Source organism: Streptomyces natalensis ATCC 27448 (assembly GCF_000935125.1).
Lineage (GTDB): Bacteria > Actinomycetota > Actinomycetes > Streptomycetales > Streptomycetaceae > Streptomyces > Streptomyces natalensis.
In genome coordinates, this window is sequence record NZ_JRKI01000063.1 from 136,940 (window position 1) to 151,592 (window position 14,653).

Genomic DNA, 14,653 nt, shown 5'->3' on the forward strand with positions numbered 1-14,653 from the left:
CGGCCACCCAGGTAGGGCGAAGTGGGGACAAGCCCACCGTCCGCGACGACGCGGCTGCTCAACGGGACGGGGCAGGGCCTAGACTCCGGACCGTAAAGATTGTCGAAAGTCGTTGAACAAGCGCAGTCAGGGAGCGAGGGGCGGACGTGCCGGACACGACCGTACGCACCACCATCGCCGCGGAGTATTTCCAGGGCTATGCGGTCGTGGGACTCATCGCCGTGGTCGGGGTGCTGTTCGTGGCCGTGGCCTTCGGGGCCGGGCGGCTGCTGCGGCCCGTCGTGCCGACGCCCGAGAAGCTGCTGACGTACGAGTGCGGGGTCGACCCGGTCGGCGAGGGCTGGGCACACACCCAGGTCCGCTACTACGTCTACGCCTTCCTCTACGTCATCTTCGCCGTTGACTCGATCTTCCTTTTCCCCTGGGCGACGGTCTTCGCCGCCCCCGGCTTCGGCGCCGTGACGCTGGTGGAGATGTTCATCTTCCTCGGCTTCCTCGCCGTCGGCCTGCTCTACGCATGGAAGAAGGGCGTCCTGGAATGGACGTGACCCCCGCCGCCACCGGATCCGCCGGCCCCGCCGCCGCGTCCGAAGGCGCCGCCCCCCAGTTCCTGCCCGAGCCCCGTCGCCTCGGCACGCTGGCCCGGCTCGCGCCCGAACCGATGAAGGTGGTCCTCAACTGGGGCCGCCGCTACAGCCTGTGGGTCTTCAACTTCGGGCTGGCCTGCTGCGCCATCGAGTTCATCGCCGCCTCCATGGCCCGGCACGACTTCATCCGGCTCGGCGTGATCCCCTTCGCGCCCGGCCCGCGCCAGGCCGACCTGATGGTCGTCTCCGGCACGGTCACCGACAAGATGGCGCCCGCGGTCAAGCGGCTCTACGAGCAGATGCCGGAGCCGAAGTACGTCATCTCCTTCGGCGCCTGCTCCAACTGCGGCGGCCCCTACTGGGACTCGTACTCCGTCACCAAGGGCGTCGACCAGATCATCCCGGTGGACGTCTACGTACCGGGCTGCCCGCCGCGGCCGGAAGCGCTGCTCCAGGGCATCCTCAAGCTTCAGGAGAAGATCGCGCGGGAGTCGCTGGGGGAGCGCTACCGGCACGGCGGTGCCCGGCCCTCGGCCGCGGCGCTGCGCAGCGGGCTGGTCGCGCCGCCCGCCTCCAAGACGGCGGGGGAGGAGGCCCGATGAGCGAGCAGCGGCCCGAGCAGCAGGCCCCGGTCGGCGAACCGGTTGGCGAGCCCGCCGCCGAGCCCGTTGCCGAGGCCGCCCCTGAGCCGGTTGCCGAGCCCGCCCCCGAGCCCGTCGTCGGGTGGCTGCCGCGGCCCGCGAGCGAGATCTTCGGGGCGGGGGCCACGGCCGACGAGGCGTACGAGCTGCTGACGGTCGACGTTCCGGCGGACGGCTGGATCGCCGCCCTGACGGCCGCCCGGGACGGCCTCGGCTGCACCTATTTCGACTGGCTGAGCGCCGTCGACGAGCCCGGCACCGGCTTCCGGATCTGCGCGCACCTCGCGGATGTGGCGCACCCCGGCGGCGTACGCCGGCTGATCGTCCGGACGACCGTGCCGCACGACGCCGCCACGCTGCCCACCGCCGTGGGCGTCTACGCGGGCGCGGGCTGGCACGAACGCGAGACCCACGAGATGTTCGGCGTGGACTTCACCGGCCACCCGCATCTCGTCCCGCTGCTGCTCCCGGACACCTTCGAAGGGCATCCGCTGCGCAAGGACTTCGTGCTGGCGGCGCGGGTCGCCAAGGCATGGCCCGGCGCGAAGGAGCCGGGCGAATCCGAGCACGGCGGGCCCAAGCGGCGGCAGATGCTGCCCCCGGGCGTCCCGGACCCGAACGAATGGGGCCCGCTCAAGGGCCAGCTGCCGCCTGCGCCCGCGCGACCGGCGCGGGGCGCGCGCGCGGCGGGCGCGGCCGCGGGGGAGCGCCCGGCCCGGCGTACCCGTACGGCGGGCGCGGGCTCGGCGAGCCGGCAAGCGGAGGCCCCCGAGGCTCCGGCGGCCGCGGCGCGTGCCGAACGTCCGGAGCGTTCGGCACGGCGCACCCGCTCGGTGAGCGAAGGCTCGACGAGCCAGCAGCAGGCGACGGAAGCCGCGGGGGCTCAGACGCCGGCCGAGGAAGCCACCCCCGCCAAGGCGGCTCCTGCCGAGGCGGCTCCTGCCGAGGCGGCTCCTGCCGAGGCGGCTCCTGCCGAGGCCGCGCCCCCACGCTCCTCGGACGCGCCCTGGCACCACGCCCGCCCGGCCTTCGACGAGCCGGAGCAGAAGCCGGAGCCCGAGCAGAAGCCGGAGCCGGAGCCGGAGAAGCCGAAGCCCGCACCGCAGCCGCAACAGGACCACCCCCAAGACCCGGCAGGAGGCGACCCCGCATGAGTGACACCCTCGGCATCGCGCTGCGCCTGCTCGCCGTCTTCGTCGTGTTCCTGGTGTTCCCGCTGGTCATCGGGCAGACCGAGCACAAGGTCATGGCCCATATGCAGGGCCGCCTCGGCCCCATGTACGCGGGCGGGTTCCACGGCTGGGCGCAGTTGGTGGCCGACGGCGTCAAGTTCGCGCAGAAGGAGGACATCGTCCCGGCGGGCGCCGACCGGCGGATCTTCCAGCTCGCGCCGGCCGTCGCTCTGCTGCCGTACCTCCTGGTCCTGATCGCCATACCGGTCGGCCCGCACGGCGCCGTGGGCCAGGTCGTGGACGCGGGCATCTTCTTCGTGCTCGCCGTCATGGGCGTCGGCGTGCTCGGCTCGCTGATGGCGGGCTGGGCGTCGGCGAACAAGTTCTCGCTGCTCGGCGGCCTGCGAACGGCCGCTCAGCTGCTGGCGTACGAGCTGCCGATGCTGCTCGCCGCCGCCTCCGTCGCGATGGCCGCCGGCACGCTCTCCCTGCCCGGCATCCTGGACGCCTTCCACTGGTGGTGGGTGCCGTGGCAGATCGTCGGCGGCGCCGTCTTCTTCACCGCGGGGCTCGCCGAGCTCCAGCGGCCGCCGTTCGATATGCCGGTCGCCGACTCGGAGATCATCTTCGGCGCGTACACCGAGTACACCGGACTGCGTTTCGCGCTCTTCCTGCTCGCCGAGTACGCGGGCATCGTCGTTCTCTGCGCGCTGACCTCCGTCCTCTTCCTGGGCGGCTGGCACGGCCCGTTCGGCCTCAACGGCCTGGGCTGGCTGTGGACGCTGCTGAAGACCGCCGTCCTCGCCTTCGGCGTCATCTGGCTGCGCGTCACCTACCCGCGGCTGCGCGAGGACCAGCTGCAAAAGCTCGCCTGGACGGTCCTGATCCCGCTCGCCCTCGCCCAGATCGCCCTCACCGGCGTCGTCAAGGTGGTGATCTCCTGATGGGCATCCCCGGACGCGGCCTCGCCAAGGGCCTGGCCGTCACGCTGCGCACGATGACGCGGAAGTCCGTCACCGCGCAGTACCCGGACGTCCAGCCCGACCTCCCGCCGCGCACCCGCGGCGTCATCGGGCTGTTCGAGGAGAACTGCACGGTGTGCATGCTGTGCGCCCGCGAGTGCCCGGACTGGTGCATCTACATCGACTCCCACAAGGAGACGGTGCCGCCCGCCGCACCCGGCGGCCGCGAGCGCAGCCGCAATGTGCTCGACCGTTTCGCCATCGACTTCGCGCTGTGCATGTACTGCGGCATCTGCATCGAGGTCTGCCCCTTCGACGCGCTCTTCTGGTCACCGGAATTCGAGTACGCCGAGACGGACATCCGCGAGCTGACGCATGAGCGCGACCGGCTGCGCGAGTGGATGTGGACGGTGCCCGAGCCGCCCGCGCTCGACCCGGCGGCCGAGGACCCCAAGGAGCTCGCCGCCGCGCGCAAGGCCGCGGACAAACTCGCCGCCCAGCAGGCCGCCGAGGCCGAAGCCGCCGCCCGGCCGGAACCGGCCCAGGACGCCCGGCAGGACACCAAGGAGGAGGGAACGTGACGCTCGCCGCCACCGCAGCCGCGCACGGCTTCCTTTCGCCCACCGGTGTCGAGATCGCCTTCCTCCTGGTCGGCATCGCGACCCTCGGCGCGGCCCTGATCACCGTCACCACCCGCCAACTGGTGCACGCAGCCCTCTGGCTGGTCGTCGCCCTCGGCGGGATCGCCGTGGAATACCTCCTGCTGACCGCCGAATTCATCGCCTGGGTGCAGGTACTGATCTACGTCGGTTCCGTGGTCGTCCTCCTGCTCTTCGGGCTGATGCTGACCAAGGCGCCCATCGGCCGTTCCCCGGACGCCGATTCGGGCAACCGCTGGGCCGCGCTCGTGGTGGCCCTCGCCTCCGCGGGCACGCTGGTCTGGGTCGTCGTGGACGCCTTCCGCGCCACCTGGATCGACCTCGACGGCGCCGTCCAGGGCTCCACCGCGACCTTGGGACGCACCCTCTTCCAGTACTGGGTGCTGCCCTTCGAAGCGCTGTCCGTCCTGCTGCTCGCCGCGCTGGTCGGGGCGATCGTGCTGTCCCGCAAGGGCGGCGAGGGCAAGGCCCCGGCCGCCGACCTGCGCAGCGGCGCCGCCCGCACGGGGACCGCCCCGCGAGAGGAGCAGCACTGATGCATCTCGCCTATCCGGCCGTCCTCGCCGTCCTCCTCTTCTGCACCGGTCTGTACGGCGTGCTCGCGCGCCGCAACGCGATCCTGGTGCTGATGTCCGTCGAGCTGATGCTCAACGCCGTCAACCTCAATCTCGTCGCCTTCGACGTCTGGCTGCGCGACACCCTGCACGCCGGCCAGGCGCTGACCCTCTTCACCATCGCCATCGCCGCCGCCGAGATCGGCATCGGCCTGGCGATCGTGCTGCTCGTCTACCGCAACCGCGGCAGCTCCGACATCGACCGGCTCCGCGATCTCGCGGAGCGGCCGGACGGCGGCGACGCCACGGGCCACGGCGCGCAGCCGCAGCCGGACACCGAGGCGGAGGCCGCCGCGTGACGCTCACGACCACCGCTGTGCTCGTCCCCCTTCTGCCCTTCCTCGGGTCCGTCGCGGGCTTCCTCCTGGGGCGGCGCGCGCCCGGTTTCGTCCGCCCGCTGGCCGTGCTGCCGACGCTCGCCACGGCCGCCCTCGCGGTCTGTGTCGCCGTCGGACAGGGCGGCGGTCCGGCCACCGACGTCGCCACCCGGCTCACGCCGACCGGCTCGATCCCCATCGACCTGGCCCTGCACATCGACGGCTTCGCCGCGCTGATCGGCGTTCTGGTCGGTGTCGTGGCGGCCTGTGTGCAGATCTACTCCACGGGCTATCTGCGCGACGATCCGCGCTACCCCTCCTACGCCGCGCTGGTCTCGCTCTTCACCTCCGCGATGCTGCTCGTCGTCTACACCGGCGACCTGATGGTGCTGCTGGTCGGCTGGGAAGTCATGGGCATCTGCTCGTACTTCCTCGTCGGCCACTACTGGGAGACCGAGGCCGCCCGCGCCGCCTCCCTCAAGGCGTTCCTCGTCACCAAGCTCGGCGACGTCCCCTTCCTCTTCGGCATCTTCGCGCTGGCCGCGGACGCCGGAACGTTCCGGATCACCGGCATCCTCGGCAAGGTCGCCGACGGCGGCCTGCACCATCCGACGCTGATCGCGCTGCTGCTGCTGGGCGGCGTCGCGGGCAAGTCGGCGCAGTTCCCGCTGCACACCTGGCTCCCGGACGCCATGGCCGGCCCCACGCCCGTCTCGGCGCTGATCCACGCCGCGACGATGGTGGCCGCCGGTGTCTATCTCGTCGCCCGGCTGCTGCCCGTCTTCGCCGCCTCCGCGGCCGCGCTGGTCGTGCTCGCCGTCATGGCCGCGATCACCATGGTCGGCTCCGGTCTGGCCGCGCTCGCCCAGGACGACATCAAACGCGTCCTGGCCTATTCGACGGTGGGCCAGCTCGGCTACATGCTCGGCGCGCTGGCCGTCGGCGACCGCGGCGCCGCCGTCTTCCACCTCCTGACGCACGGTGCGTTCAAGGCCCTGCTCTTCCTCGGCGCGGGCGTGATCATCCACGCCGCCGGGACGAACTCGCTGGCCGCGATGTCCCGGATGGGCGGACTGGCCCGGCGGATCCCCGACGCCTACTGGACCGTGACCGTGGCGCTGCTGGCGCTCGCCGCGATCCCGCCGTTCGCCGGCTTCTTCTCCAAGGAAGCCGTCCTGGGCGCCGCCGAACACGCCGCCCACGGGCAGGCACACGGCATTCCCGGCGCGGTCGGCTGGACGGTGCTGATCTCCGGAGTGCTCACCGCCCTCCTCACCGCGGCTTATGCCACCCGCCTGTGGCTGCTCGCCTTCAACGGCCGCGGCGCCGAGGTCCCCGACCACGGCAAGCAGCCGGTCGTCATGAACGCCATGCTGTGGGTCCTCTTCGTCCCGACCGTCGCGCTCGGCCTGGCGGGCCCGTACCTGCCCACCTGGTTCGACGGCCGCTCCCTGAACCCCGCGCTCACCACCTCCGTCGTGGGCACCGGCGTCGCCCTCATCGGCGGCCTGGTCACCTACGCGGCCTGGCGCCACACCAGCGCCCGCGCCGCCCGCGCCCCCCTCGGCGCCGTCGCCGTCGCGCCCGACGCGGCCCCCGGCCTGGCCGAGGAACTGGCCATCGAGAGCCACACCCCCGCCTACGGCGGTATCGCCGGCGCCCCGGACCCGGCCGACCCCGGCCGGGTCCTCCTCGGCCCGCTGCACCGCCACGCGGCCGTCGGCTTCCACCTGGACGCCGTCTACTCCGCGCTGTTCGTCCGGCCCGTACGGGCCGCCGCCCAGCTCGTCCGCTTCCTGGACCGCGAGGTCGTCGACACCTACGTCCGTGGCGCGGGCGCCGCCCCGCGCTGGCTGGGCGCCGCCGTCCGCCGCGCCCAGACCGGCAATGTGCAGACCTACCTCGGCGCCCTGCTCGCGGGCTCGCTCGTGCTGGCCGTCGTCGCGGTCCTCGTCGCCACGGGCACGGGAGCCTGACCGATGGCGCATCACACCCGCGGGGCCGACGCCCCACACCGCCGGCCGAGCGCCGCCCCGAGCACCACCCCGAGGAGGGCCTGACCCCGTGAACCCCACCGCATTGCAGTACCTCCTCGCGGCGGTCGTCGGCCTCCCCCTCCTGGGCGCGGTCGCCGCCCTGCTGCCGTCCCCGCCCGGCCTGAGGGGCCGCAACCCCGACCAGGCCGTACTGCGCCACGGAGTGACCGTCACCGGCGTCGTCCTGGCCGCCGCCCTCGCGCTGGCCGTCGGCTTCGACCGCGGCCACCCCGCCCGTATGCAGGCCACCACCGACCTCAGCTGGATCCCGGCGCTCCGCATCCACCTCCACCTCGGCGTCGACGGCATCTCGCTCCCCCTTCTCGTCCTGACCGCGCTGCTGACCTTCCTCTGCGCCCTCTACAGCTACTTCGCCATGCCAACGGGCCCGTCACCCAAGGCATTTGTCGCCCTGCTGCTCACCCTTGAGGCCGGCACCCTGGCCACCTTCGCCGTCCTCGACCTGATGCTCTTCTTCCTCGCCTTCGAGATGGTCCTCATCCCGATGTACTTCCTCATCGCCCGCTGGGGCGGCGCCGGAAAGCAGGCGGCGGCCTGGAAGTTCATCCTCTACACGCTGCTCGGCTCGGTCGTGATGCTGCTCGGCCTCCTCCTCATCGGCGTGAAATCCGGCACGTTCGACATGGTGGCACTCGCCACTGACAACGGCCCGAAAGCCCAGCTCAGCCACACCGTCCAGCTTCTGGCCGTGCTCGCGATCGGCATCGGACTGGCCGTCAAGTCCCCGATGTGGCCGCTGCACAGCTGGCTGCCCGACGCCCACACCGCGGCCCCCACCGTCGGTTCCGTCCTGCTCGCCGGCGTCCTGCTGAAGATGGGCACCTACGGGTTCGTCCGCATCGCCCTGCCGATCACGCCCGAGGGCATGCACACCTTCGCGCCGTACCTCGCCGCGTTCGCCGCCATCGGCATCATCTACGGATCCCTCGCCTGCCTCGCCCTCGTCCGCAAGGGTGCCGCCGGCGACCTCAAGCGGCTGATCGCCTACAGCTCCGTCGGCCACATGGGCTTCGTCCTGCTCGGCATCGCGACCATGACCCCCACCGGCGTCAACGGCGCGCTGTTCGCCAACATCGCCCACGGCCTGATCACCGGCCTGCTGTTCTTCATGGTCGGCGCCCTCAAGGACCGCACCGGCAGCACCGACCTCGACGCCCTCGCGGGCACCACCGGCGCGGCCCTCTACGGCCGCGCCCCCCGCTTCGGCGGACTGCTCGCCTTCGGTGCCGTCGCCTCCCTGGGCATCCCGGGCCTGGCCGGCTTCTGGGGCGAGATGCTGGCCATGTTCGGCGCCTTCCGCCCGGCCGCGGGCCTGAGCCGCCCCGCCTTCCTGACGTTCATGGTCCTGGCCGGCCTCGGCACCCTGCTGACCGCCGGCTACCTGCTGCTCGTCGTCCGCCGCGTCTGCATGGGCGGCCACCTGACGGCCGAGGCGGCCCCGGGGGAGGAGCCCCTGGCCGTCGAAGGCCCCGCCGTCGCCCTCCCCGACCTCGCGCGCCACGAATACGCGGCCTGGTCCCCCCTCGCCGCCCTCACCGTCCTCGCCGGACTGTGGCCCGCGGCCCTCCTCGGCCTCACCAACCCGGCCGTCCAGCAGCTCCTCGGAGGCGGTAACTGATGAGCCCGACGATCCTTCTGGCCGCCGGGAACCCGCTGGCCTCCCTGGCCCAGTCCGTCGACTGGGTCGCCATCGCGCCGCCCACCATCGCCGCGGCCGTCGCCCTGGCGGTGCTCGTCGCCGATCTCTTCGTGCCCGCCACCAGGAAGCCGCTGCTCGGCTGGGTGGCCATCGTCGGCCTGGTGGCGGCCGCGCTGTCGCTGCTGCCCCTCCTGGACGGCGGCCGGCGCACCTTCTGCCTCACCGGCCACCCCACGGTGTGCAGCTACGTGGCCGACCCGTTCGCCCTGGTCATCCAGTTCCTGGTGCTGGCCGGCGCGCTGCTGACCGCCCTGCTGTCCGTCGACACCCTCAAGGACCACGACCTGCCCGCCGGCGAGTACTGGTTCCTGCTGCTGTCCTCCGCGGCCGGCGCGGCCCTGCTGCCCGCCTCCCGGGACCTCGCCACCCTGGTCATCGCCCTCGAAGTGGCCTCGCTGCCCGCCTTCGCCCTGGTCGGCCTGCGGCGCGGCGACCGGCTCTCCTCCGAGGCGGCCCTGAAGTTCTTCCTCTCCTCGGTGGCCGCCACCGCCGTCATGCTGCTCGGCGTGAGCTTCCTGTACGCCGCCACCGGGAGCCTGCACCTGTCCCGGGTGGCGCACGCCCTCACCCACCTGCCCGACCCCCGCCTGGCCACCCTCGCCGGCGCCGGCGTCGCGCTCTCCCTCGTCGGCTTCGCCTTCAAGACCGCGGCCGCCCCCTTCCACTTCTGGGTCCCCGACACCTACGTCGGCGCGCCGCTGCCCATCGCCGCCTACCTCTCGGTCATCGGCAAGGCGGTCGGCTTCTCCGGCCTGATCCTCATCACCGTCGAGGGCTTCCCCTCGTACGCCGACGTGTGGGGCCCGGCGCTGGCCGTCCTGGCCGCGCTCACCATGACCGTCGGCAACGTCGCCGCCCTGCGCCAGGACCCGCACCGCGCGCACAGCGCCGTACGCCTGCTGGCCTGGTCGTCCGTCGGCCAGGCCGGCTACCTCCTGGTCCCCGTCGCGGCGGCCGGCTACGTCGACAACCCGGGGCACGCCATCGGCTCCACCGTCGCCTACGCCCTCATGTACGGCGTGGTGAACCTCGGCGCCTTCGCCATCGCCGCCCTGGTGGCCCGCAGCCGCCCCGCCAACCGGATCACCGACTACCGGGGCCTGTACGCCCGCCGCCCCCTGGCGGCGCTCGCCCTCGGCTTCTTCCTGCTCTGCCTGGCGGGCCTGCCGCCCGGCATCATCGGCCTCTTCGCCAAGGTCACGGTCTTCTCCTCGGCCGTCGACGCGGGCCTGGCCTGGCTCGCCGTGGTCATGGCCGTCAACGTCGTGATCGCGCTCTACTACTACCTCCAGTGGACGGCGGTCCTCTTCCGGGGCGCCGAGGCGGCAGAGGGAGCCGTGGCCCCGGAGGGACCCGAGGACGCCCCGCGCGCCGCCGTCCCGGCCGCCCTGACCACCGCCATCGCCCTCGCCGCCGTCCTCGGCATCGTCCTCTCCGGCGCCCCGCAGCTCGTCCTGCGCTTCGCCTCCGGGGCGCTCCTGTAGGCCCCGAGCCCTCCACCGGGCACCACGCCGGCCGGGGAACCACCTCCGCCCATCTCGCGTTGACCAGTGCGTAAGGGTCCACTGGTGAGTGGAGAAACGCAGCACAGGGTTCCCCTGCCGCACCGCTTGGAGGGCGTACGGTGCACCGCCGGCACAACGGGCTCAGGACCGCCGTACTCCTCGGGGGCCTGTCCGCCCTCATCATCGTCATCGGCGGCCTCTTCGGCCGTACGGGTCTGATCGTCGCCGTCCTGGTGGCTCTGGCCACCAACGCCTACGCCTACTGGAACAGCGACAAACTCGCCCTGCGGGCCATGCGTGCCCGCCCCGTCGGCGAATTCGAGGCCCCCGCGCTGTACCGCATGGTCCGCGAGCTCTCCACGGCCGCCCGGCAGCCCATGCCCCGCCTGTACATCTCCCCGACCCAGGCCCCCAACGCCTTCGCCACCGGGCGCAACCCCCGCAATGCCGCGGTCTGCTGTACGGACGGCATCCTCCAGCTCCTGGACGAACGCGAACTGCGCGGCGTCATCGGCCATGAGCTCAGCCATGTCTACAACCGCGACATCCTCATCTCCTCGGTGGCCGGCGCGCTCGCCTCCGTGGTGATGTTCCTCGTCAACTTCGCCTGGCTGATCCCGGTGGGACGGTCCGAGGACGACGAGGGCCCCGGCCTCCTGGGCATGCTGCTGATCATGATCCTCGGCCCGGTGGCGGCCTCCCTCATCCAGCTGGCCGTCAGCCGCTCCCGCGAGTACCAGGCCGACGCCTCGGGCGCCCGGCTCACCGGCGACCCGCTGGCCCTCGCCTCGGCCCTGCGCAAGCTGGAGGTGGGCACCCAGCAGCTGCCGCTCCCGCCGGAACCGCGGCTCGAAACGGCGAGCCACATGATGATCGCCAACCCTTTCCGCGCGGGCGAGGGCCTCTCCCGGCTCTTCTCCACCCACCCCCCGATGCACGACCGCATCGCCCGCCTCGAAGACATGGCGGGCCACCGCCCCTGACGACGCCCGTCGTCACCGCGACCGGCCGGGCTCGTTGCTGGTGACATGACCGTTCACACATCGACCCCTGTCGCCGGACCCGGCCTGGCCGCCGCCCCGTCTCCTGCCGTTGCCGTCTCATGAAGGCTTTGCTGGTGACCCATGGCTCGCGCGGCGACGTCCAGCCGTATCTGGCGCTGGCGGGCGGCTTGACGGCGGCCGGTCACGACGTGACGTTGATGGGGCCGTACGCCTTCTCGGAACTGGCCGCCTCGGCAGGGGTGCCCTACGTTCCGATCGCCGATGGCCCCCTTGAGCTTCTCGCGGATCCTGTCGTCCAGAGAGCCAACGAGGATCGCCGCGGGCTTCGGGGCGTGGTGCGGGGAGTCCGGTGGCTCGGGCGTAACCGGCCGCACTACCTGAAGCTCCTGGAAGATCTGACGGCCAAGGTCAAAGGGCAGCCTCGCCCCGACGTTGTGGTGTTCGCACCCTGGATGCCGGCGCATCACCTCGCCGAGTGGCTGAGGGTGCCTGCGGTGCCGGTGTGCCTTCAGCCTGGTTGGGTGCCCACGCCTGACCTGGTCAATCCGCACCTGTCCGGGCGACGGGTGCCCTCGTCCCTGAGCAGGGCCTCCTACGTTTGCGCCGAGTGGCCGGTTCGTCTTCTCTACGCCCCGGCACTTTCCCGTCTGCGCCGCGAATCGCTGGGGCTGTCGGGCCGCGGGAGCAAGCTCAGCATTCTGTCCCGGCCCGACGGAAGGCCGGCCACCGTATTGCAGGCATTCGACCCCTGTGTGCTGCCCGGCACTCCCCGATATCCCCCCACCACACACACCACGGGTTTTTGGCATCAGCCGGCCAAGGGCGAATGGCGCATGCCCGCGGACCTGCGCTCGTTTCTCGATGCGGGCAACCGGCCGGTGTACATCGGATTCGGCAGTATGGCCGGGAGCCGTTCCGCCGAGAGGAGCAGGGCCGTTCTTGCGGCCGTCCGTCAGGCCGGGGTCCGTGCGGTGATCGCCACCGGATGGGGTGGGGTGACGGTTCCCGAAGAGGAGCAGGGCCGAGCCGTCGACGAGGTGTTCTTCGTGGACCAGGCGCCGCACGAACGGCTTTTTGCGCATATGGCCGCGATCGTTCATCACGGCGGCGCCGGAACCACCGCATCGGCCCTGCGATCGGGCCGTCCGCAAGTCGTGTGCCCTTTCACTTTCGACCAGCCGTTCTGGGCGCAGCGAATGCACGCCCTCGGTCTGGCACCGGCACCTTTGGCGCAGTACGACCTCACTGCGGGCCGTTTGGCCGCCTCATTGCACCGTGCGGTGAACGACCGCGAATTGACCGAAGGCGCCGAGCAGTTCGGCCGCCGCATTGCCGCCCGGAACGGGGTGGAAAAGGCCGTCGAGGTACTCGAAACCGTTGTGGCGTCCGTCTAGAACGCGACCCGGAACATGGCCCGGAACGCGACCCGGAACACGGCCCGGAACACGGCCCGGAACACGGCCCGGACACGAAAAGGTCGGGTACGCCCGGCCCCGGTAGTGTGAGAAGAGGTCCGATTGTGGTGCCGTCGCCGCAACGGTCCGCGGCGGAAAGCGCGTCTACCAGCCCAGACCGTTGTTCCGAAGCGCCCGTGGAAGGCTGCCGATCATGAAGCTCATCCTTAACCTCATCTGGCTCGTGCTGAGCGGCTTCTGGCTGGCGATCGGCTATGTCGTCGCAGGCATCATCTGCTGCATTTTGATCGTCACCATTCCCTTCGGGATCGCGTCCTTCCGCATCGCCGGCTACGCCCTGTGGCCCTTCGGCCGCACCACCGTCGAGCGGCGCGACGCCGGCGCCGGATCGGTGGTCGGCAACATCATCTGGCTCGTCTTCGCGGGCTGGTGGCTGGCCCTGGGGCATATCGTCACCGGTGTCGCGCTGTGCGTGACGATCATCGGGATCCCGTTCGGCATCGCCAATTTCAAGATGATCCCGATCTCCCTGCTGCCGCTCGGGCGCGAGATCGTGCCTACCGACCAGCCCTTCGCCACCCGCTGACCACGAAGGGCGGGTGCTCCGGGCACCGCCTCGACCGGCTGGTGATCCAACGAGAAATCGCGTGGGAAATCGCTTTCTGACCTGGGCCTTCACGGAGTGGCAGCGTCAGCGTGGGGTGGATGTCCGCTCACTGGGCGCATACTGACGCTAATGACGAAGCCAGCCGTAACCCGGCGCCATCTGCCCTCCAGCCCCTTCAAGCCCCCGGTCACACCGCCGCTCAAGCAGTTTGCGATGGGCGACCGGGTCACACACGATGAGCACGGCCTCGGCCGGGTCATCGGTATCGAGGACGAGACCGCAGTACTTGTCGACTTCGGTTCGCTACAGGTACGGATCGCCAGCCCGTACGGCAAGTTGACCAAGCTCTGAGACCCGTGCGGCGGTCGGGGCGTCCGAGGATGAACCTCCTCATTCCCGGCGCCGGAACCCATCGCCGCACGGTTCTGCCACCGCAACCGAGAGAGACGACGACCCATCGACACGACTTCGCTGTTCTCCGCACCCGAAACGGTGCTCCCGCACGCCGCGACGACATCGCCACCTCCGACGACGGACCCCTTCCAGCCCCCGGACTTCGACGAGGCCGCCGCAGGGTCTCCCACCACCGCGGCCGTGGACCCCGGCACCCGGGTCCAGCTGCGCGCCCCGTTCACGCCGGTCACGTAGTTCCCGGCAACATCATCCGGATCGTCCTCGCGGGCTGGTGGCTGCCCCTGGGCCGCGAGACCGTCCCCACCGACCAGCCCTTCGCGACCCGCTGACGAAGCCCGCGACGCCGACCGGCCCCGCCCCTCGCGGGCTTCTACGCCCGCGCCCGTACGAGCCCCCGGGGCCCCACGAACCGCTTGAACCCCAGCGGTTCCACACCCTCCAGACCCGCGATGAAGCGCATCACCGCACCGCCCTCCTGGAGGCTGGACTCGACCGTGCGCTGATGGGCGTCCGGATCCGTCCACTCGCTGTAATTGACGACCTTCCGGCCGTCCTCACGGAGATGGAAGTGCGAGGCGAAGGCGCCCGCGCCGCCCTGACGGCCGTCGAAGCGGTCCATCAGGCCGTCGACGAGCCGCCGGGCCGCCTCGTGCCCCGACGTCCGGAAGGCGACCCGTACGACGCAGCCGGGCGTCCCCTGCGCCTCCCCGCCCAGCAGGCTCCGGTACAGCCGAAAGCGCTCCGGGCCCGTATCGCCGACGCCCCCCACGCCGTCCAGGACCGCCGCGATCCGCTCCCGCAGCCCGGTCCCCCCCGGCGTTCCGCACGAATTCCTGGCGCGCCGCATGACTGGTCCACTGGCCGTAATTGAGCACGCTCCGGCCGTCCGTTCCGGTGAACAGCACCCGCGACAGGAAGCCCGCCGGAAGCGGCGTCTCCCTCCACACGCGGGCCACACCGTCCACCACGGCCCGCTGCCGCTCGGGGCCGCCCGCGTCCC

General features: G+C 71.8%; 15 protein-coding genes. 14 read left to right on the forward strand and 1 reads right to left on the reverse strand.

Annotation, left to right across the window (positions count from 1 at the left end; all coding sequences use genetic code 11):
- Positions 1 to 146 precede the first annotated feature (146 nt).
- The 14 genes from SNA_RS37100 to SNA_RS37165 all read left to right on the forward strand — a co-directional run bounded on the left by SNA_RS37100 (position 147) and on the right by SNA_RS37165 (position 13,590).
- Positions 147 to 548, forward strand: coding sequence for an NADH-quinone oxidoreductase subunit A (locus SNA_RS37100; RefSeq protein ID WP_030062933.1), 402 nt, complete (start codon positions 147 to 149; stop codon positions 546 to 548).
- The gene (locus SNA_RS37105; RefSeq protein ID WP_030062932.1) at positions 539 to 1,189 is read left to right on the forward strand and encodes an NADH-quinone oxidoreductase subunit B; all 651 of its coding nucleotides are present in this window, start codon (positions 539 to 541) and stop codon (positions 1,187 to 1,189) included. Before SNA_RS37100 ends, SNA_RS37105 begins: the two co-directional genes overlap by 10 nt.
- Positions 1,186 to 2,382, forward strand: coding sequence for an NADH-quinone oxidoreductase subunit C (locus SNA_RS37110; protein WP_052809033.1), 1,197 nt, complete (start codon positions 1,186 to 1,188; stop codon positions 2,380 to 2,382). Before SNA_RS37105 ends, SNA_RS37110 begins: the two co-directional genes overlap by 4 nt.
- A complete protein-coding gene (locus tag SNA_RS37115; protein WP_044368768.1) occupies positions 2,379 to 3,344 on the forward strand; it encodes a complex I subunit 1/NuoH family protein in 966 nt (321 codons plus the stop codon). Before SNA_RS37110 ends, SNA_RS37115 begins: the two co-directional genes overlap by 4 nt.
- The gene (locus SNA_RS37120) at positions 3,344 to 3,943 is read left to right on the forward strand and encodes a NuoI/complex I 23 kDa subunit family protein (protein ID WP_030062930.1); all 600 of its coding nucleotides are present in this window, start codon (positions 3,344 to 3,346) and stop codon (positions 3,941 to 3,943) included. Before SNA_RS37115 ends, SNA_RS37120 begins: the two co-directional genes overlap by 1 nt.
- On the forward strand, positions 3,940 to 4,557 hold the full coding sequence (locus tag SNA_RS37125; protein ID WP_030062929.1) for an NADH-quinone oxidoreductase subunit J family protein: 618 nt from the start codon (positions 3,940 to 3,942) through the stop codon (positions 4,555 to 4,557). Before SNA_RS37120 ends, SNA_RS37125 begins: the two co-directional genes overlap by 4 nt.
- Positions 4,557 to 4,934, forward strand: a complete 378-nt coding sequence (nuoK, locus tag SNA_RS37130) for an NADH-quinone oxidoreductase subunit NuoK (protein WP_044368769.1) — start codon at positions 4,557 to 4,559, stop codon at positions 4,932 to 4,934. The genes SNA_RS37125 and nuoK overlap by 1 nt, the downstream gene beginning before the upstream one ends.
- Positions 4,931 to 6,928 carry an NADH-quinone oxidoreductase subunit 5 family protein gene (locus SNA_RS37135; RefSeq protein WP_044368771.1) on the forward strand — a complete coding sequence of 666 codons (1,998 nt, stop codon included), beginning with the start codon at positions 4,931 to 4,933 and terminating at the stop codon, positions 6,926 to 6,928. Before nuoK ends, SNA_RS37135 begins: the two co-directional genes overlap by 4 nt.
- A 103-nt stretch (positions 6,929 to 7,031) precedes the next feature.
- A complete protein-coding gene (locus SNA_RS37140) occupies positions 7,032 to 8,627 on the forward strand; it encodes a complex I subunit 4 family protein (protein ID WP_030062925.1) in 1,596 nt (531 codons plus the stop codon).
- Positions 8,627 to 10,192: an NADH-quinone oxidoreductase subunit N gene (locus SNA_RS37145; protein ID WP_044368774.1), complete on the forward strand. Its 1,566-nt coding sequence runs from the start codon at positions 8,627 to 8,629 to the stop codon at positions 10,190 to 10,192. Before SNA_RS37140 ends, SNA_RS37145 begins: the two co-directional genes overlap by 1 nt.
- 140 nt (positions 10,193 to 10,332) lie before the next feature.
- Entirely contained in the window at positions 10,333 to 11,196 is an 864-nt protein-coding gene (gene htpX / locus SNA_RS37150) for a zinc metalloprotease HtpX (protein ID WP_044368777.1), read from the forward strand.
- A gap of 119 nt (positions 11,197 to 11,315) precedes the next feature.
- Positions 11,316 to 12,611, forward strand: a complete 1,296-nt coding sequence (locus SNA_RS37155) for a glycosyltransferase (RefSeq protein ID WP_044368780.1) — start codon at positions 11,316 to 11,318, stop codon at positions 12,609 to 12,611.
- A gap of 214 nt (positions 12,612 to 12,825) precedes the next feature.
- A complete protein-coding gene (locus SNA_RS37160; protein ID WP_030062921.1) occupies positions 12,826 to 13,218 on the forward strand; it encodes a YccF domain-containing protein in 393 nt (130 codons plus the stop codon).
- Between the two features lie 150 nt (positions 13,219 to 13,368).
- A complete protein-coding gene (locus SNA_RS37165; protein ID WP_030062920.1) occupies positions 13,369 to 13,590 on the forward strand; it encodes a hypothetical protein in 222 nt (73 codons plus the stop codon).
- 433 nt (positions 13,591 to 14,023) lie between these two features.
- Here the strand turns inward: SNA_RS37165 and SNA_RS38785 are convergent, their stop codons facing one another.
- Positions 14,024 to 14,500 carry a hypothetical protein gene (locus SNA_RS38785; RefSeq protein ID WP_030062919.1) on the reverse strand — a complete coding sequence of 159 codons (477 nt, stop codon included), beginning with the start codon at positions 14,498 to 14,500 and terminating at the stop codon, positions 14,024 to 14,026.
- Positions 14,501 to 14,653: the final 153 nt, after the last annotated feature.

What these genes read in the sequence shown, in the direction of transcription:
- SNA_RS37120 (WP_030062930.1), top strand. Translation starts at nt 3,344, where the DNA reads ATGGGCATCCCCGGACGCGGCCTCGCCAAGGGCCTGGCCGTCACGCTG.
- SNA_RS37110 (WP_052809033.1), top strand. Translation starts at nt 1,186, where the DNA reads ATGAGCGAGCAGCGGCCCGAGCAGCAGGCCCCGGTCGGCGAACCGGTT.
- SNA_RS38785 (WP_030062919.1), bottom strand. Translation starts at nt 14,500, where the DNA reads ATGCGGCGCGCCAGGAATTCGTGCGGAACGCCGGGGGGGACCGGGCTG.
- SNA_RS37165 (WP_030062920.1), top strand. Translation starts at nt 13,369, where the DNA reads ATGACGAAGCCAGCCGTAACCCGGCGCCATCTGCCCTCCAGCCCCTTC.
- nuoK (WP_044368769.1), top strand. Translation starts at nt 4,557, where the DNA reads ATGCATCTCGCCTATCCGGCCGTCCTCGCCGTCCTCCTCTTCTGCACC.
- SNA_RS37160 (WP_030062921.1), top strand. Translation starts at nt 12,826, where the DNA reads ATGAAGCTCATCCTTAACCTCATCTGGCTCGTGCTGAGCGGCTTCTGG.
- SNA_RS37145 (WP_044368774.1), top strand. Translation starts at nt 8,627, where the DNA reads ATGAGCCCGACGATCCTTCTGGCCGCCGGGAACCCGCTGGCCTCCCTG.
- SNA_RS37115 (WP_044368768.1), top strand. Translation starts at nt 2,379, where the DNA reads ATGAGTGACACCCTCGGCATCGCGCTGCGCCTGCTCGCCGTCTTCGTC.
- SNA_RS37155 (WP_044368780.1), top strand. Translation starts at nt 11,316, where the DNA reads ATGAAGGCTTTGCTGGTGACCCATGGCTCGCGCGGCGACGTCCAGCCG.
- SNA_RS37105 (WP_030062932.1), top strand. Translation starts at nt 539, where the DNA reads ATGGACGTGACCCCCGCCGCCACCGGATCCGCCGGCCCCGCCGCCGCG.